This window comes from Klenkia terrae (genome assembly GCF_900491935.1).
Lineage (GTDB): Bacteria > Actinomycetota > Actinomycetes > Mycobacteriales > Geodermatophilaceae > Klenkia > Klenkia terrae.
In genome coordinates, this window is sequence record NZ_UEXK01000004.1 from 1200716 (window position 1) to 1218466 (window position 17751).

At 72.7% G+C, this 17751-nt stretch carries 21 protein-coding genes; all 21 read left to right on the plus strand.

Annotated elements, in window-relative coordinates; genetic code table 11:
* Window positions 1-4: 4 nt before the first annotated feature.
* The 21 genes from flgB (at window position 5) to LFA75_RS06315 (ending at window position 17713) form a co-directional block, all read left to right on the plus strand.
* On the plus strand, window positions 5-358 hold the full coding sequence (flgB, locus tag LFA75_RS06215) for a flagellar basal body rod protein FlgB (protein ID WP_225232812.1): 354 nt from the start codon (window positions 5-7) through the stop codon (window positions 356-358).
* Window positions 355-762 carry a flagellar basal body rod protein FlgC gene (locus LFA75_RS06220; protein ID WP_225232813.1) on the plus strand — a complete coding sequence of 136 codons (408 nt, stop codon included), beginning with the start codon at window positions 355-357 and terminating at the stop codon, window positions 760-762. The genes flgB and LFA75_RS06220 overlap by 4 nt, the downstream gene beginning before the upstream one ends.
* The gene (gene fliE / locus LFA75_RS06225) at window positions 759-1169 is read left to right on the plus strand and encodes a flagellar hook-basal body complex protein FliE (RefSeq protein ID WP_225232814.1); all 411 of its coding nucleotides are present in this window, start codon (window positions 759-761) and stop codon (window positions 1167-1169) included. Before LFA75_RS06220 ends, fliE begins: the two co-directional genes overlap by 4 nt.
* On the plus strand, window positions 1169-2740 hold the full coding sequence (gene fliF / locus LFA75_RS06230) for a flagellar basal-body MS-ring/collar protein FliF (RefSeq protein WP_225232815.1): 1572 nt from the start codon (window positions 1169-1171) through the stop codon (window positions 2738-2740). Before fliE ends, fliF begins: the two co-directional genes overlap by 1 nt.
* Complete coding sequence (fliG, locus tag LFA75_RS06235; RefSeq protein WP_225232816.1) at window positions 2737-3819, plus strand: flagellar motor switch protein FliG; 1083 nt, start codon at window positions 2737-2739, stop codon at window positions 3817-3819. Before fliF ends, fliG begins: the two co-directional genes overlap by 4 nt.
* A 7-nt stretch (window positions 3820-3826) precedes the next feature.
* Window positions 3827-4636, plus strand: a complete 810-nt coding sequence (locus tag LFA75_RS06240; protein WP_225232817.1) for a FliH/SctL family protein — start codon at window positions 3827-3829, stop codon at window positions 4634-4636.
* Entirely contained in the window at window positions 4633-5952 is a 1320-nt protein-coding gene (locus tag LFA75_RS06245) for a FliI/YscN family ATPase (protein WP_225232818.1), read from the plus strand. Before LFA75_RS06240 ends, LFA75_RS06245 begins: the two co-directional genes overlap by 4 nt.
* Window positions 5949-6404, plus strand: coding sequence for a flagellar export protein FliJ (locus tag LFA75_RS06250; RefSeq protein WP_225232819.1), 456 nt, complete (start codon window positions 5949-5951; stop codon window positions 6402-6404). The genes LFA75_RS06245 and LFA75_RS06250 overlap by 4 nt, the downstream gene beginning before the upstream one ends.
* The gene (locus tag LFA75_RS06255) at window positions 6392-7351 is read left to right on the plus strand and encodes an NlpC/P60 family protein (protein ID WP_263639358.1); all 960 of its coding nucleotides are present in this window, start codon (window positions 6392-6394) and stop codon (window positions 7349-7351) included. The genes LFA75_RS06250 and LFA75_RS06255 overlap by 13 nt, the downstream gene beginning before the upstream one ends.
* 1127 nt (window positions 7352-8478) lie before the next feature.
* Entirely contained in the window at window positions 8479-9696 is a 1218-nt protein-coding gene (locus LFA75_RS24265) for a flagellar hook protein FlgE (protein WP_455428474.1), read from the plus strand.
* Between the two features lie 125 nt (window positions 9697-9821).
* Window positions 9822-10133 (plus strand): flagellar FlbD family protein, encoded by a 312-nt coding sequence (locus LFA75_RS06265; protein ID WP_225232821.1) that lies wholly within the window; start codon window positions 9822-9824, stop codon window positions 10131-10133.
* A 1-nt stretch (window position 10134) separates the two neighbouring features.
* A complete protein-coding gene (locus LFA75_RS06270) occupies window positions 10135-10914 on the plus strand; it encodes a motility protein A (RefSeq protein WP_225232822.1) in 780 nt (259 codons plus the stop codon).
* Window positions 10911-11867 carry an OmpA/MotB family protein gene (locus tag LFA75_RS06275; protein ID WP_225232823.1) on the plus strand — a complete coding sequence of 319 codons (957 nt, stop codon included), beginning with the start codon at window positions 10911-10913 and terminating at the stop codon, window positions 11865-11867. Before LFA75_RS06270 ends, LFA75_RS06275 begins: the two co-directional genes overlap by 4 nt.
* Window positions 11864-12373, plus strand: coding sequence for a flagellar basal body-associated FliL family protein (locus LFA75_RS06280; RefSeq protein ID WP_225232824.1), 510 nt, complete (start codon window positions 11864-11866; stop codon window positions 12371-12373). The genes LFA75_RS06275 and LFA75_RS06280 overlap by 4 nt, the downstream gene beginning before the upstream one ends.
* 47 nt (window positions 12374-12420) lie before the next feature.
* The gene (locus LFA75_RS06285) at window positions 12421-13389 is read left to right on the plus strand and encodes a flagellar motor switch protein FliM (RefSeq protein WP_225232825.1); all 969 of its coding nucleotides are present in this window, start codon (window positions 12421-12423) and stop codon (window positions 13387-13389) included.
* Entirely contained in the window at window positions 13386-14123 is a 738-nt protein-coding gene (fliN, locus tag LFA75_RS06290) for a flagellar motor switch protein FliN (RefSeq protein ID WP_225232826.1), read from the plus strand. Before LFA75_RS06285 ends, fliN begins: the two co-directional genes overlap by 4 nt.
* Window positions 14120-14653 (plus strand): FliO/MopB family protein, encoded by a 534-nt coding sequence (locus tag LFA75_RS06295; protein ID WP_225232827.1) that lies wholly within the window; start codon window positions 14120-14122, stop codon window positions 14651-14653. The genes fliN and LFA75_RS06295 overlap by 4 nt, the downstream gene beginning before the upstream one ends.
* Window positions 14653-15477, plus strand: a complete 825-nt coding sequence (gene fliP, locus LFA75_RS06300; RefSeq protein WP_225232828.1) for a flagellar type III secretion system pore protein FliP — start codon at window positions 14653-14655, stop codon at window positions 15475-15477. The genes LFA75_RS06295 and fliP overlap by 1 nt, the downstream gene beginning before the upstream one ends.
* On the plus strand, window positions 15477-15752 hold the full coding sequence (fliQ, locus tag LFA75_RS06305) for a flagellar biosynthesis protein FliQ (protein WP_225232829.1): 276 nt from the start codon (window positions 15477-15479) through the stop codon (window positions 15750-15752). The genes fliP and fliQ overlap by 1 nt, the downstream gene beginning before the upstream one ends.
* A gap of 4 nt (window positions 15753-15756) precedes the next feature.
* Entirely contained in the window at window positions 15757-16521 is a 765-nt protein-coding gene (gene fliR, locus LFA75_RS06310; RefSeq protein WP_225232830.1) for a flagellar biosynthetic protein FliR, read from the plus strand.
* A 4-nt stretch (window positions 16522-16525) separates the two neighbouring features.
* Window positions 16526-17713: an EscU/YscU/HrcU family type III secretion system export apparatus switch protein gene (locus LFA75_RS06315; protein WP_225232831.1), complete on the plus strand. Its 1188-nt coding sequence runs from the start codon at window positions 16526-16528 to the stop codon at window positions 17711-17713.
* Window positions 17714-17751 lie beyond the last annotated feature (38 nt).

The window sequence follows — 17751 nt, forward strand, 5'->3', positions numbered from 1 at the left end:
TCCGGTGATCGGCATCTCCGACACCACCATGACCACGCTGCACGCGGCCCTGACCGGGCTCGCCCAGCGCCAGCGGGCCAGCAACGACAACATCGCCAACATCAACACCCCCGGGTTCCTGGCCGGCCGGACGGACTTCGAGTCCTCCCTCCGCACCCAGGTCGCCGACGGCGACACCCCCGCGATCACGGGAGGCTCGGTCAGCCGGTCCCTGGCGGCGACCCGGACCGACGGCAACAACGTCGACCTGGACTCCGAGACCGTCATCGCGACCGAGACCGGCCTGCGCTACCAGCTGGCCCTCCAGGCCCTCAACGGCAAGTACGACCTGCTGAGCTCGGCGATGAGGACCCAGTGAGTGCTTTCGACGCCCTCCGCATCGCGGGGTCGGGCATGACGCTGCACCGCAAGTACCTGGACGCGGTCTCGGACAACATCGCCAACATCAACACCGCCGCCGCCCCCGACCAGGAGGCGTTCAAGGAGCGGTTCATCGTCGCCCAGGCCGTGGACTACGGCTCGGGCACCGGCGGGGTGCGAGTGGCCGGTGCGGCCTTCGGCAGCAGCGAGGGCAAGCTCGTCTACTCCCCCGACAACCCGCTCGCCGACGAGGGCGGCTACGTCCGGATGCCCGACATCGACCTCGGCACCCAGATGACCAACCTGCTCATCGCCCAGCGCGGTTACCAGGCCAACATCAGCGCGATCTCGCGTGCCACCGACGCCTACAACGCGGCCCTCTCCCTCGGGAAGAACCTGTGACCCTCAGCCCGCTCGCGATGACCACCGGGTACGGGACCGGTGTCACCTCCGGCTACTACAACAACGGCGCCAGCAACAGCGTCCCGCCCTCGGACATCAGCGGCATGCTCACCAGCGGCCTCGGGTCCATCGGGTCCACCGGCACCACGGGCACCGCGGCGACCCAGGTCCCGACGACGGCCGACGGCAGCTCCTTCGCCGACATCCTGACCCAGTCCATCGGGCAGCTGCAGGGTCTGCAGGGCACCGCGGACACCTACGCGAAGCAGGCCGCCACCGGTGACCTGCAGAACGTGCACGACTACATGATCGCGGCCAACGAGGCCAAGCTCGCCACGACCGCCGTCGTGACCATCAAGAACAAGGCCGTCGAGGCCTTCAACGACATCATGCGGATGCCGGTCTGATGCCCGCTGCCCTGGCCGGTCAGCTCGACCGGGTGCGCACCACGCTGGCCACGATGACCTTCCAGCAGAAGGCGCTCGCCGGCGTCCTGGTGCTCGGTCTCGCGCTCGGCTCCTTCTTCTTCGTGCGCTGGGTGACCACGCCGACCTACGAGCCGCTGTTCTCCAACCTGTCCTCGACCGACGCCGCGGCCATCACCGAGGAGCTCACCGCCGAGGGCGTGACCTACGAGCTGCAGGGCGCCGACACGATCCTGGTGCCCAAGGAGCAGGTCTACAGCCTGCGCCTGGCCATCGCCGGCAAGGGCCTCACGCCCAGCGCCGGCAGCGACAGCGGGTACGCGCTGCTCGACGAGCAGGGCATCACCACCAGCGAGTTCGAGCAGCAGACCACCTACCAGCGGGCGCTCGAGGGCGAGCTCAACAACACCCTCGAGTCGATCAACGGGGTGAAGACCGCCTCGGTGCACATCGCGATGCCCAAGGACGAGGTCTTCGTGACCGACACCAGCGACCCGACGGCCGCCGTCCTGCTGGAGCTCACCCCTGGCACCGAGCTGTCCGGGGAGCAGGTGACCTCGGTGGTCAACCTGGTCTCCAGCAGCATCAGCGGGATGCAGCCCTCCGGGGTGACGGTGACCGACCAGAACGGCACGCAGCTGTCCGCCGGGACCGGCGGGGCCAGCACCGGTAGCCAGGCCGACGACACCGCCACCTTCCAGACCACCCTGCAGGCCAACGCGCAGCGGCTGCTGGACCAGGTGCTCGGCGCGGGCAACGCGATCGTCACCGTCGCCGCGACGATGAACTTCGACCAGAGCCAGAGCACCGCGACGACCTACACCTACCCCACCGAGATCCCGGCGTTGTCGGAGTCCAGCCAGACCGAGACCTACACCGGGTCCGGCGGCGGCGCGGCCGGCGTCCTGGGCACCGACGGCACCACCGGTGCGACCACCGGCGGCGGGGACGGGTCCTACAACAAGGACAACACCACCACCAACAACCCGGTCAACACCGAGGTCACGAACACCATCGCGGCCCCGGGACAGGTCGAGCGGCTCACCGTGGCCGTGGCCGTCAACTCGGCCGACGGCAGCGCCGTCCCCAACGGGACCATCCAGGACCTGGTCAGCCAGGCCGTCTCGCTCGACCCGGCCCGCGGCGACCAGATCACCGTCGCCTCCATGGCCTTCAACACCAGCGCCGCGGAGGCCGCCCAGGCCGGTCTCGCCGCCGCCGACGCGGCAGCGGCCAGTGAGCGGATGTGGTCGCTGGCCAAGACCGGCGCGATCGTGGGCGGCCTGCTGCTCCTCGTCGTCCTGGTGTGGCTGCGCAACCGCAAGAAGAAGGGCGACCTGGACGACTACGAGGAGTACGACGCCGACCTGGACGACGTCGACGCCCTCCAGATCCCCAGCACCCGGGACGCCCGTCACGACCTGCGGACCTCGGACGCGATCGAGGCCCTCGAGCGGCAGCGGCTGCGCGGTGAGATCACCACCATGATCGAGGCTCAGCCCGACCAGGTGGCCTCCACCCTGCGCGGTTGGCTGGCCGAGAGCCGCACATGAGCCTGGTCAGCGTCGAGCAGATGGTGGGCCTGGAGCCCGGGGGCGACCCCGACCGGGCTCCCGTCCGCCTGCCCCGGCGCGACATGTCCGGCCTGCGCAAGGCCGCGCTCTTCCTCGCCCAGATGTCCCGCGAGGAGGCCGGCGCCGTCATGGCCCAGCTCACCCCGGACGAGATCGACGCGCTCACCGGCGAGCTCATGCGCCTCAAGGACGTCGCCCCCGACGACGTCCAGGACGTGCTCTACGAGTTCCACGAGCGGATGATCAACCCGCCGGCGCTGGGCGCGGGCGGCATCGACTTCGCGCGCCAGGCCCTCACCGCCGGCCTGGGCGACGCCGAGGCCGAGGCCGTCCTCGGCCGGCTGCAGACCATCTACGTCGACCCGCCGTTCACCAGCCTCCGCAACGCCGACACCCGGCAGCTGCTGTCCTTCCTCCGGGAGGAGCACCCGCAGATCATCGCGCTGGTGCTCGCGCACCTGCCGGCCGCGCAGGCCGCGGAGCTGATGAGCCGGCTGCTGCCCGAGCGGCAGGCCGACGTGGCGCTGCGGATCGCCATGATGGACCGCACCTCCCCCGAGGTGGTCCGTCTGGTCGAGGACGAGATCAGCCGTCGCATGGGCTCCCTGCTGGCCAGCGCCGAGCTGACCTCCGCGGGCGGCGTCGAGACCCTGGTCGAGATCATCAACCGCGCCTCCCGGCCGACCGAGAAGTCGATCCTGGAGTCGCTGGCCACCACCGACCCGGACCTCGCCGAGCGCGTGCGCTCGCAGATGTTCCTCTTCGAGGACATCGTCGTCGTCGACGACCGCTCCATGCAGCTGGTGCTGCGGGAGGTCGCCGCCGCCGACCTGGCCTCCGCGCTCAAGGGCGTGCGGGACGACGTCCGCGACAAGGTCATGCGCAACCTCTCCGAGCGCGCCGCGCTCGACCTGCAGGACGAGATCGAGCTGCTCGGCCCGGTCCGCGCAGCCGCCGTCGGCGAGGCGCAGGCCCGGGTGGTCGCGGTCCTCCGCACCATGGAGGAGTCCGGTCAGATCACGATCGACAGAGGGGGTGACGACGATCTCATCGCCTGAGGGAGCCGTGCTGCGCGGGGAGTCCACCGCCCGCGCCGTGGCCTGGGACCGCACCGCGGGACCGGGCCGGCCGGGCCGCGTCCTGCCGCCGCCGGTGGAGCGGCCCGTGCTGTCCCGCACCGACCCCGACGGGTCGTCGGCGGTCCTGCGGGCCGGCGAGGCCTCGGTCGCCGTGCCGCACGTCGCCGAGCGGCGCAGCGGTGCGCGGATCGGCCGGCGGGCCGGCGACGTGCCCGCGCCGCGGCTGGAGGACGTCTACGCCGACGAGCTGCACCGGCTGCGCGAGCAGGCCCGGACCGACGGGTGGGCCGCCGGGCACGCCGAGGGGCTGGCCGTCGCCGCGGACGCGGTCGCCCGGGTCGAGGCCGAGGCGGCGCAGCGGCTGGCGCAGACCCAGCAGCGCTGGGAGGCCCGGATCGCCTCGACCGTCGCCGCGCTCACCGCGGCCTGCGCCCAGGTCGACGCCGCGCCCCCGCTGGGCGGCGAGACCTTCGACCAGCTCGTGCTCGGCGCCACCCTGACCCTGGTCGAGGAGGTGTTCGCCCGGGAGCTCGCGGTCAGCGCGCAGCCCGGCACCGACGCCCTCCACCGCGCCCTGGCGCTGAGCCCCGAGGACGGACCGACCGTGGTGCGGCTGAACCCCGACGACCTGCAGCGCATCCCGGCGCCCGTCCTGGCCGGCCTGCCGGCGTCGGTCCGCCTGCTGGCCGACCCCCGGGTCGAGCCGGCCGGGGCCGTCGCCGAGACCGGCGTCTGCCGGGTGGACGCCCAGCTGGGCCCGGCGCTCGCGCGGGTCACCGAGGTGCTGCGCTCGTGAGCGTCGCCGACGTCGTCGCCCGCGCCCGCACCGCGGCCCGTCCGCTGTGCACCGGCACGGTCACCGGCGCCATGGGCCTGACCATCTCCGTCGAGGGCGTCACCGCCGCGGTGGGCGACATCGTGGAGATCGGCGGCGACCCCGCGGCCCGGACCGAGCCGCTGCGCGCGGAGGTCGTCGCGCTGCACCGCGACCGGTTGACCTGCATGCCCCTCGGCGAGGTCGCCGGGGTGCACGTCGGCTCCCGGGTGCGCCCCACCGGCGCCCCCCTGCAGGTGCCGGTCGGCGAGGCCCTCCTCGGCCGGGTGCTCGACGGGCTGGGCCGACCGGTGGACGGCGGTCCCCCGCTGGCCGGCCGGGCCCGCTGGGTCGACCTGGCCACCCAGACCCCGCACGCGCTCACCCGCACCCGCGTGCAGGACCCGCTGTCCTTCGGCGTCCGCGCCCTGGACACCCTGGTCCCGGCCGGGCGCGGGCAGCGGCTGGGCATCTTCGCCGGGTCCGGCGTCGGCAAGTCCACGCTGCTGGCCCAGATCACCCGGGGCACCGACGCCGACGTCCGGGTCATCGGGCTGATCGGCGAGCGTGGCCGCGAGGTCCGGGAGTTCCTGGAGGAGAACCTCGGCGCCGAGGGCATGGCCAACACCGTGGTGGTGGTGGCCACCTCCGACGAGCCGCCGCTGGTGCGGTTGCGCGCCGCGTTCGTGGCCACCCGGATCGCCGAGGACTTCCGTGACTCCGGCCGCGACGTCCTGCTGCTGATGGACTCGATCACCCGCACCGCCATGGCCCAGCGCGAGGTCGGCCTGTCCGCCGGGGAGCCCCCGGCCACCCGCGGGTACCCGCCCAGCGTCTTCGCGATGATGCCCAAGCTGCTGGAGAAGGCGGGCACCGGCACGGTCGGCTCCATCACCGGGCTGTACACCGTGCTGGTCGAGGGCGACGACCACAACGAGCCGATCGCCGACACCGCCCGGTCGATCCTGGACGGCCACGTCGTGCTCACCCGGCAGATGGCGACCGCCGGGCACTTCCCGGCGATCGACGTGCTGGAGTCGATCTCGCGCGTCGCCTCCGCGGTGACCCCTCCGCACCGGATGGCCGACGCCCGCGAGGCACGCCGGCTGCTCGGCGCCCTGCGGGACGCCCGCGAGCTCATCGAGATCGGCGCGTACACCGCCGGCAGCGACCCGCTCGTGGACCGCGCCCGCGTGCTGGAGCCCCAGCTCACCGGCTTCCTGCGCCAGTCCGTGGAGGACAGCACCTCGCCCGACGAGGCCTGGGCCCAGCTGCACCGCATCGTGTCGGGCACGTGAGCCGCAGCTCCTCGTTCCGCCTGCAGTCGGTGCTCGAGCTGCGGCGCGCCCAGGAGCGCGCCGCGGGGGTCGCGGCCGCCGAGGCCGCCCGCGCGGCGGCCCGGCACGAGCAGCAGGCCGCCGACGTCGCCCGCGCGCTGGGCACCGCGGCGGTTCCCCAGCACCTGGACGGCGCCGCCTTCGTGGCGACCATGGTCGGGTTGTCCGCCCTGGCCGCCGATGAGGTGGGTGCACGGGCGACCGCCCGGGCCACCGCCGAGCAGGCCGCGGCGGTGCGCGCCGCCTGGACGTCCGCGGCCCAGGCCACCAAGGCCCTGGAGCGGCTGGCCGAGCGGCACCGCCTGGCGACCGTCCGCGCGGAGCTGGCGGCCGAGGAGCGCGCGGTCGACGACATCGTCACCGGGCGGTACCGACCCCGCACCGACGGAGAGGAGGGCACGTGGAGGGACTGACCGCGGTCCAGAACCGGATCGCCGAGATCCAGAGCCGCATGGCCTCCTTCGCCGCCGGTGGACCCAACGCCGCCTGGCTGTCCGCGGCGTCGGCCGCCGGGCTGACCGGCCCTACCGCGGCGACCGCCACCACGGGCACCAGCAGCACCGCCGCCGGGCCCACCGCCGAGACCGCGGTCGTGGACGCGGCCACCAACTACCTCGGGGTGCCCTACCTCTGGGGCGGGACCGACCCGACGAAGGGCCTGGACTGCTCCGGGTTCACCCAGCGGGTCTTCGCCGACGTGGGCATCACCATCCCCCGGACGTCGAGCCAGCAGGCGACCGCGGGCACCGCCGTCCCCAGCCTGGCCGACGCCCGTCCCGGCGACCTCGTGTTCTTCGACTACACCTCGTCCCGCCCCGGCATCGACCACGTGGGCGTCTACCTGGGGAACGGAAAGATGATCTCCTCGCCGCAGGAGGGTGACGTCGTCAAGGTGCAGGACGTCGGCACCCCCACCGTCATCCGTCGTGTGCTGCCGACCGCCGCACCGGCCGCACCGACCGCGAGTCCCTCGGCGCTGTCCGGGGTGCCCTACAGCGACCTGTTCACCGCGGCCGCCGCGAAGTACGACGTCCCGGCCTCCCTGCTCGCCGGGGTGGCCAAGGTGGAGTCCGGCTTCGACTCCACCGCGGTCAGCCCCGCCGGCGCCCAGGGCCTCATGCAGTTCATGCCGGCCACCGCCGCCGGCCTCGGCGTCCGCCCGATGGACCCCGCCTCCGCCATCGACGGCGCGGCCAAGTACCTCAGCCAGCTCACCGCCCGCTTCGGCTCCACCGACCTGGCGCTGGCCGCCTACAACGCCGGGCCCGGCGCGGTCGCCTCGGCCGGCGGCATCCCGCCCTACCCGGAGACGCAGAACTACGTCCGCAAGGTCACCGCGGCCGCGGCGGCGTACGCATGACCGCCGCCCTCGGCCCGTCCACCGCGCCGGTCACGGCCGGCCCGACCGGGTCGGCGCCCGTGGGCGACCCCGCGTCCGGCGCCGCCTTCGCCGGTCTCCTGCAGGGCGAGGTCACCGCGCAGCGCGGTCCCGCCGGCGACGCCGACGCCCGGCCCGATGCGTCCGCCGGGGACCCGGACGACACCGCCACCCCCGACACGGCTGCCGCGCCCACGCTCGTCCCCCCGGCCTGGTTCCTGCTCGCCGTGCAGTCGTCGGTGACCGCCACGCCGGCCCCGGTCGTCGAGGCCACCCCGACCGCAGGCCTCGCCGCCGTCCCGGCCGCGGTGCTCCCGTCGGGTGCGGCGGTGCCGGTCCCGACGCCCCCGGGCGACGGGACGGCGACGTCGACCGCCGCGTTCCCGTCCCTGGCCGCCACCCCCGTGGTGGCCGGCGGCGCGCCGGTGCCCGCAGCGCAGCAGCAGGTGGCCGCCGGTGCGGCCCTCCTCGCTGCGCCCACCAGCGGCTCGGCCGACCCAGCCGTCGGCGTCCCGGCAGCACCGGAGGCAGCCCTGCCGCCCACGGCCGTGCCGCTCGGCACCACGCCGCTCACCACCGGGCCGCTCAGCACCGCTCCGCCCACCGCCTCGCCGGCCGCCGCGCTGCGCGCCGCCGGTCCGCCGCCTCCCGCGCCGACCGTCACCACCGGCCCGGCGACTGCCGACGCCGCTCTGCCCACCACCGGCACGACGGTCACCACCGGCGTCGTCACCTCCATCGGACCGGCCGCAGCGGTCACCGCGGCCACCGGTCTGCCCACCATCGGCCGGCCCCTCCCCGGGATCCCGACCTCCGGCGACCCCGCGCCCGAGGTCCCCGGCCCCGCAGCGGCACCGGTCGACGGTGCGCCGGTCCCGGCGACCCCCGACGCCGCGGCGGACTCCCCCGCAGCCCTGCTCCCGGGCCAGGGCCTCCCCGCCGCCCAGCCGCCGGGAGACCGGGGACCGGCGACCGGTGACGGCGGCGTCGACGCAGCCGCGGTGACCCCGGGCACCGCAGNTCCCCGACCCGCCCTCCCCGACCCAGGAGCCCCCGTGCTGCGTTCCATGTTCTCGGCCATCTCCGGCCTGCGCGCCCACCAGACCAAGATGGACACCGTCGCGAACAACATCGCGAACGTCAACACCGTCGGGTTCAAGACCCAGAACACCGTCTTCGAGACCACCCTCACCCAGGTGCTGCGCAGCGGCCGCGGCCCGGACGCCACCGAGGGCGGCACCAACCCGGCCCAGGTCGGCCTCGGCGTGAAGCTCGCCGCCATCACGACCGACTTCGGCCAGGGCAAGACCCAGAACACCGGCCGCGCGCTGGACTTCATGATCCAGGGCGACGGGTTCTTCGTCACCGAGAACCAGGGCCAGCAGCTCTACACCCGCGCCGGCTCCTTCACCTTCGACGGCGCCGGCAAGCTGATCACCTCCGACGGCAACCGGGTGCAGGGTTGGATGGCCGACGAAGCCGGCAAGATCGACACCGGCGGCACCCTGGAGGACCTGCAGGTGCAGTACGGCGCCGCATTGCCGCCCCGTGCGACGACCTCGGTCACCATGAGCCGAAACGTGATGATCGATGCCGCCGCCGTCAACGGCGCGGACACCAACGTCCGGGTCGCCAAGGCCACCGTCTACAACGCGGCCGGTGTCGAGCAGCGGCTCAACCTGACGTGGACCCAGAAGACCGTCAACAACACCAACGGCAACAGCACGTGGACCCTCAAGATCGCCAACGAAGACGGGACGACCACGCCGACGCCGGTCACCGCCGACGTCGCGTTCACTGCGGGCGGGGTTCCCACGTTCTCCAACCTGAGCGCCGGAACCACGGCCGGCAACAAGATGACGATCCCCGGCTGGGGCAACGCGGCCGGTGTCACCTTCGACTTCGGCCAGGTGACCGCTCAAGCCGCCGGGACGGCGATCTCGGCAGTCGACCAGGACGGCTTCACCGCCGGCAGCCTCTCGAGCTTCGCGCTCGCCGAGGACGGCACGATCACCGGCGTCTACACCAACAACGAGCGACGGGCGATCGGCAAGCTGGCGCTGGCCACCTTCGACAACCCGTCCGGCCTGATCAACATGGGCAACACCAGCTACGCCATCGGCGACAACTCCGGCGTGGCGCTCATCGGTGCGGCCGGCACCGGGTCGCTGGGCACGCTCACCTCCGGCGCACTGGAGATGAGCAACGTCGACCTCTCCGAGGAGTTCACCGGGCTGATCATCGCCCAGCGAGGCTTCCAGGCGAACAGCAAGGTCATCACGGCCTCGGACGAGCTGCTGCAGGACCTGGTCAACCTCAAGCGCTGACCGGCGTCCAGCACGTAGACGGCCCGGTCATCCCGAAGGGGTGACCGGGCCGTCCCGCTTCAGAGATCGGTCGGACGCGCCGACAACACCACTGCGCCACCCACGACGACGACTCGGAGCAACCGGTGATCTGCCTGACCCGCCTGAACGGGGAGCCCTTCGCGCTCAACCCCGATCTGATCGAGCGGGTCGAGGCACACCCCGACACCGTCATCTCGCTCAACGACAACGTCCGCTTCCTGGTCCGCGAGAGCCTGCAGGAGGTCCTGGTCGCCATCCGCGACTGCCGGGCCGACGTGCTGGCCACCGCCTACGCCATGGACCGCGGCACCCACCCCCGCCCGCTGGTCACCGTCGTCCCCGACGACACCGACTGCGACCCCACCGGGGACGGCGACCACGCCGTCCTGCCCTTCCCCCACCGCGAGGAGCGCTGACATGGATCCGGCAACCTTGATCGGCGTCGGCATCGCGCTGGTCGCCATCCTGGCCTCGATGATCATGGAGGGCTCGTCCCCCCTGGCCATCCTCCTGCTCCCGCCGATCATCCTGGTCTTCGCGGGCACGTTCGGCGCAGCCGTGGCCGGCTTGACGATGCCCGACGTCAAGAAGATCGGCGGCTGGATGAAGCAGGGCTTCATGCCCGCCGCCGTCCCGCCCGCCGCCGAGAAGATCCAGATCCTGGTCACCCTCGCCGAGAAGGCCCGCAAGGAGGGCCTGCTGGCCCTGGAGGGCCCGATCAAGGAGATCCAGGACCCCTTCCTGCAGCGCGGTCTGCAGATGGCCGTCGACGGCACCGACCCCGAGGACCTCCGCACCGTGCTCGAGGCCGAGATCTCGGCCAAGAAGGCCGAGGACAAGGTAGCGGCCAAGTTCTTCACCGCCATGGGCGGCTATGCACCCACCATCGGCATCATCGGCACGGTCATCGGGCTCATCCACGTGCTGGAGAACCTCAACCAGCCCGACAAGCTCGGGGAACTGATCGCCGCGGCCTTCGTCGCCACGCTCTGGGGTGTGCTGTCGGCCAACGTCCTGTGGCTGCCCGCCGGTGCCAAGATCGTGCGCACCAGCGACCTGCAGGCTGCCCAGATGAAGCTGCTCGTCGAGGGCATCTCGGAGATCCAGGCCGGCACCAGCCCGCGCACCGTCCGGCAGAAGCTCACCTCCCTCGTGCCGCCCAGCGAGGCGGCCGCCATGGCCAAGGCCGCCGCATGAGCGGGCACGACACCGGCAAGAAGGGCCGGCGTCGGCACGAGGAGCACGAGGAGGAGGAGCACGAGAACCACGAACGGTGGCTGGTGTCCTTCGCCGACATGATGACCCTGCTGACCGCGGTCTTCATCGTCCTGTACTCCATCAGCCAGGTCGACCAGCTCAAGTTCGCCGCGTTCGCCGAGGGCCTGTCCACCAGCTTCGGTGCACCCACCTCGATCCTGGACGACGGCTCGGTCACCACCCAGCCCAGCGTGCTCGACGAGCTCAACTCCCCGATGCAGATCGACAACCGGACCGACCCCACGCAGACCGTCGACCCGGAGACCCAGGCCACGGCGGACGCCGCCGCGGCGGCCGCGCAGTCGGCGCAGACCCAGGCCGAGGCCCAGGCCCAGTTCGACCAGCTCGCCGCGGCCCAGGCCGCGATCACCGCCGCGCTCACCGCCGCCGGTGACGCCCAGGCCGCGACCTTCCAGATCACCGAGGACGGGCTGGTCGTGCACCTCGTGGCCGACCAGGTGCTCTTCGGCGCCGAGCAGGCCGACCTGCGCGGGGAGGGCAAGGCCGTGCTCGACGCGCTCGCCCCGACCCTGGCCGCGCTGCCCAACGACCTCAAGGTCGAGGGGCACACCAACTCCCTGCCGGTCACCCCCGGTGGCCGGTACCCCTCCAACTGGGAGCTCTCGACGGCCCGCGCCACCACCGTGCTGCGGTACCTGATCGAGACCGACGGGCTGGACCAGAACCGGATGCAGGCGGCCGGCTTCGCCGCCACCCGCCCCCTGCTGCCCGACGCCGACCCGGCCTCGGTGTCGGTCAACCGCCGGGTGGACGTCGTCGTCCTCTCCACCGCCTCCGCCGAGGCCAGCTCCCTCCTCCCCGGGCTCGCCTCCCAGGCAGCCGCCCCGTCCACCACCGCACCCACCGCCGGAACCCAGGAGAGCACCCCGTGACCGCACCCACGAAGGAGCGGCCGGTCGCGGCCGCCGACACCAAGGGCAAGAAGTCCAAGGGCGCCAAGGACGTCGCCGAGGACGGGGAGGTGGCGAAGGGCGGCAAGCTCAAGCTGATCATCATCGCCGTCGTCGCGCTGCTCGCGATCGGCGCCGGGCTCTACTTCTTCGTCTTCTCCGGCTCCGGCGAGGAGGCCGAGCCCGCCCCGGTGGCCGGCATCGTCCTCCCGCTGGACTCGGTGACGGTCAACCTGGCCGGCGCGGGCTACCTGAAGATCGGGGTCAGCCTGCAGCTGACCGAGGAGGCCGGCGAGGAGGCCCCCGACGGCTCGCGGGCCACCGACATCATCATCGACATGTTCTCCGAGGCCCAGCCCACGGACGTGACCGGCAACCGCGACGCGATGAAGGCCGAGCTCGAGCAGCGGATCGAGGAGGCCTACAACACCGAGGAGGCCGGTGACCTGGTCATGGGCATCTACTACACGGAGTACGTGACGCAGTAACGCCTGCGGCGGTCAGGGTCCCCACCCTGACCGCCGATGAAGGGTTCGTGACCCTCGCCGACGCCGCTCCCGCACCCCGCGGGGCGGCGTTGCTGGCGTCCAGGCGGCGTCGCGGCGAGCCCCGGAGCTACGACTTCCGGCGGCCCACCAAGCTCTCCCGCGACCACGTCCGGGTGCTGCAGAACCTGCTGGAGTCCTTCGCCCGGCAGACCGCCAACAACCTCACCCAGGTGCTGCGCACCGAGGTCAAGGTGGAGCTCGGCGGCATCGACCAGTTCGCCTACGACGACTACATCGCGCACCTGGACAACCCGGTGTTCATGTCGGTGATCAGCTTCGAGCCGCTCCAGGGCCGGGGGCTGATGACCTGGTCGCTGGACGTCGCGATGGCGATGATCGACCAGCTGCTGGGTGGGTCCGGCGCCGCCGACCAGCCCCAGCGCCCCATGACGGGCATGGAGACCCGCCTCACCCGCTACCCGGTCGAGCGGGTGCTGCACGAGCTCGCCCTGGCCCTGCGGCCGGTCATCCGGGTCGACTTCGGCCTCGAGGGCTTCGAGTACCAGCCGCAGCTGGTCCAGCTCGCCGTCGGCAGCGAGACCGTCGTCGTCAGCTCGTTCACCCTGACCCTCGGGGACCGCGAGACCGAGGCGACGATCATGATCCCGTTCGCCCCGTTCGCCACCGCGCTGCACGACGCGACCTCCCCGCAGCTGTCCGCGCAGGCACTGCGCGAGCGCAAGCAGGCCACCGAAGCGCTGTCCGAGCGCCTGGGCGCCGTGCCGGTCGAGGTCAACGCCCGCTTCCGGCCGATCAAGGTGCCCAGCGCCGACCTGCTCAGCCTCGCCGTCGGCGACGTCCTCCTGCTCCGGCACCCCCGGGACAGCCCCCTCGAGGTCACCACCAACGACGTCGTCTTCGCCCACGCCGTCGCCAGCAACCACCGCCGTCGGCTGGCCGCCGAGATCGTCGCCACCCCAGCCGGACACACCAGCACTGCGAGGGACCCCCAGTGAGCACCGACGACGCCGCCACCATCTCCACCGCCGTGGTCTCGGCCGCCCAGGCCGCCGGGGCACTGCTGCCCTCGACCTCTCCGCTGACCTGCGGGTCCCCGGTCGACGACCCGGACATCGCACCGCTGCCCGGGGACTCCCCCGCGGCCATCACCGCCCGGCTGTCCGGCGAGGTCAGCGGGGACGTCGTGCTCGTCGTCGCCGGCTCCGTCGTCGAGGCGCTGGCCAACTCCCCGGTCGGCAAGCTCGACGTCGCCGCGGCCATGCGACCCGCCCTGGAGGCCGCGGCCGCCGTGCTGGGCCGGGTCACGGTCACCAGCGAGCGGATGGAGGAGCCCGAGGCGGCCCTCGACGGGCTGCGCGACAAGGGCGTGTTCCTCGCCGTCCCGCTGCTGGCCGGCGGCGAGCACCAGGCCACCCTCGCCCTGCAGGTCACCCTGCCCCGGCCCAGCGCCGGGACGCAGCGCGGCAGCCTGGAGCTGCTGCGCAACGTGGCCATGGAGGTGACGGTCGAGATCGGCCGCACCCGGATGACCGTGCAGGAACTGCTCTCGCTCTACCCCGGCGAGATCGTCGAGCTCGACCGCGCGGCCAGCGCGCCGGCCGACCTGCTCGTCAACGGCACGCTGATCGCCCGCGGGGAGGTGGTCGTGGTCGACGAGGAGTTCGGGCTGCGGATCACCGAGGTGGTCACCGACGCCGCGGCCGCCGAGCTGGGCCAGGCGTCGGCATGACCTGGATGATCATCCGGCTGATCCTGACGCTGGCCTTCGTCGCCGGCGTCCTGTGGTTCGCCGCCCGGGTGGCCAAGAAGCGCGGCCTGGGCGGTGGCAGCTCGCTGATCGAGGTCGTCGCCCGCCAGCGGATGGGCCGGAGCAGCACGGTCGCCGTGCTCCGGGTCGCCGACCGCGTGCTGGTGGTCGGCACCACCGAGGAGCACGTGACGCTGCTGGCCGAGATGGACGGCGAGGTCGTCGAGGAGATGCTCGCCGAGGCCGAGGAGGAGCGCATCGCGCAGTCCGCCGCCCGCCGGGCCGCGCTGACCGCCCGCCGTCCGGTCGCCGTGCTGGAAGCGTCCGACGACGACGCCCCCACCACGCAGATCGCGCTCCCCCGCCTCCCCGGTGTCCCCGGTGCCCGGCGCCCCCGGAAGGCCCCCTCGGTCACCCGGCACGGCAGCGGTCTGGTGGCCGGGTCGGTGTTCGACCGCGCCGCGTGGACCCAGGTCGTCGAGGGCCTGCGCGAGAAGACGGTGCGCCGCTGATGCCTGCGCTCCTCACGGAGCGCGCCGGCCGTTGGACCACCCGGGTGGGGGTGGTCACCGCCGCGGGCGCGACCCTCCTGGTCCTGCTGGCCTCCGCCGCCCTCGCGGTGGACGACCCCACGGCGCCCACGGCGCCGGTGGCCCCGACCGTCCCCACCGGCGGGCTGGACATCAACATCGGCGGCAACAGCCCCTCCAGCGCGATCACCCTGATCCTGGCGATCACGGTGCTGTCGATCGCCCCGTCGCTGCTGCTGCTGGTGACCTCGTTCACCAAGATCGTCGTGGTGCTGTCGCTGACCCGCAACGCACTGGGTCTGCAGAACTCCCCGCCCAACCAGGTGCTCACCGGGCTGGCGTTCTTCCTCACGCTGTTCGTGATGGGCCCGGTGATCGCCGACATCAACAACCTCGCCATCCAGCCCTACCTGGACGGGCAGCTGTCGGTCGGCCAGGCCTACGACGTCGGGGTCGAACCGCTCAAGGACTTCCTGCTGGCCAACACCCGCGGGGACGAGCTCAAGCTCATGGTCGGGCTGTCGGGCGAGACCATGCCCGCCGACCCCTCGTCGGTGACGATGCTGACCCTCGTCCCGGCGTTCGTGCTCAGCGAGCTCAAGAGCGCCTTCATCATCGGGCTGGTCGTCTTCATCCCGTTCCTGGTGCTCGACATGCTGGTCAGCGCCGCGCTGATGGCGATGGGCATGATGATGGTGCCGCCGGTGATCGTGTCGCTGCCGTTCAAGCTGCTGCTGTTCGTCGTCGTCGACGGCTGGGCGCTCATCACCACCGCGCTGGTGGGCTCCTACGGGAGCTACGGGTAGTGAGCGACGCCCAGATCACCGACCTCGCGGTGCAGACGATGATCGTGGCGGCGAAGGTCTCCGCCCCGATCCTGCTGACCGCGCTGCTGGTCGGCTTCGCGATCTCGCTGTTCCAGGCGGCGACCCAGATCCAGGAGCAGACCCTCTCCTTCGTGCCCAAGCTCGTCGCGGTCGCGGTCGCGCTGGTGCTGACCGGCAACTGGGTGCTGTCGGAGCTGGTCTCGTTCACCCAGCACCTCTTCGAGACCCTGCCGGCGCTGCTCGGCCGGAGCTGACCGCGTGGACCTCGACATCCCCGAGGCCACGCTCGCGGCCCTGCTGCTGGCCACCGCCCGCACCGCCGGGTTCGTGCTGGTGGCCCCGCCGTTCAACTCCAAGGCGATCCCCGCACCGGTCAAGGGCGCGATGTCGGTCGCCCTGGCGCTGGTGGTGCTGACCCAGGTCGAGGCCCAGCTCGGCGACCTGTCCACGGGTTACCTGGTGGTCACCGCGCTGACCGAGGTGGTCATCGGGGTGGCGCTGGGCTTCGTCGTCCAGCTGTTCTTCAGCGCCGTCCAGCTGGCCGGCGACATCCTGGACGTCACCGGTGGCTTCTCCCTGCAGCCGGCCTACGACCCGCTGTCGATGAGCACCACGTCCACGATCGGCCGGTTGCAGAACCTGCTGGCCACCGCGCTGCTGTTCACCAGCGGCGGGCACCTGATGCTGGTCCGGGGCCTGTTCACCTCCTACGAGGGGCTCCCGCTGGGCGCCGTGCTGCCCGGCGACCAGATCGGGGAGACCGTCGTGCACGCCATGTCGACCATGTTCCTGGCCGCGGTCCAGATCGCCGGCCCGCTGGTCGCCGTCCTGCTGCTGGCCGACGTCGCGCTCGGCCTGGTCTCGCGGGCCTCGCCGCAGATGAACATCTTCGCCCTGGGGTTCCCGGTCAAGATCATGCTGACCATGGTCATGCTGGGTCTGACCTTCCCGCTGCTGCCCACCGCCCTGGACTCCCTCCTGGAGACCGCCACCCGGGCGATGCTCGCCCTCGAGGCCGGCTGACGCCGTGGCCAAGGACGGTCCGGGCGGTGAGAAGACAGAGAAACCGACACCGCAGCGCCTGAAGAAGGCGCGCAAGGACGGCCAGATCCCGCGCACGCAGGAGCTGGGCACCTGGCTGGGCGCGGTGGCGGCGAGCTTCCTGCTGCCGGCGATGGTCGGCAGCTCCTACGACGGCGCGAAGGCGCTGTTCCTGCAGATCGGGGAGGTGGCCCGGCAGCCGGCGATCTCCTCGATCGACCTGCTGCTCGGGCAGGCGCTGTCCACGTTCCTCACCGCTGCGCTGCCGCTGGCCGCCGGCGTGATGGTGGTGGGCGTGCTGTCCTCGGCAGCGCAGGGCGGCGTCGTGTTCGCCAGCAAGCCGCTGAAGCCGACCGCCGCCAAGCTCAACCCGTTCCCCGGCCTCAAGCGCATGTTCGGCGGCCAGGGTCTCTGGGAGACGGTCAAGGCGCTGATCAAGACCATCGCCATCGGCGTGGCGATCATGTTCACCGTCGACGACGCGAAGTCCCTGGTCGCCTCGTCGGGCTCGATGCCGCTGGGCACGGTGGCCGCGGTCTTCACCGACTCCGCGCTCCTGATGCTGCGGGTGGCCGCCATGACCGGCCTGGTGCTCGCCGTGGCCGACTACATGGTCGTGAAGATGCAGAGCACGAAGAAGCTCAAGATGAGCCTCTACGAGATCAAGCAGGAGAACAAGCAGCAGGAGGGCGACCCGCACGTCAAGGGCCACCGCCGCGCGGTCGCCCTCGCCCAGGCCCGCAACCGCATGATGACCGACGTGCAGACCGCCGACGTGCTGCTCACCAACCCCACCCACGTGGCCGTCGCGCTGAAGTACTCCGCCTCCTTCGGCGCCCCCCGCGTGGTGGCCAAGGGATCCGGCGAGGTGGCCCGCCGGCTGCGCGAGGTGGCCGCCGAGCACGGCGTGCCCCAGGTCCGGGACATCCCGCTGGCCCGCGCGCTGCACGGCAGCTGCGACATCGGCCAGGAGATCCCGCCGCAGCTGTTCACCGCCGTCGCCCGGGTGCTGGCCTTCGTCATGCAGCTGGGCTTCAAGGGCATCACGGGCGGTGTCCACCAGCCCGGCTTCACCCCGCCGGACACCACCGGGCTGCCGGTCGCCGGCCGGCGCCGGGCCGAGCCGGTCTCCACCGGGGGCACCGGCGGCGTGGACGGCGTCGGCGGGGTCTGACGCCTTCCCCCCGTGACGGGGCGGTCACGGGGACCCCC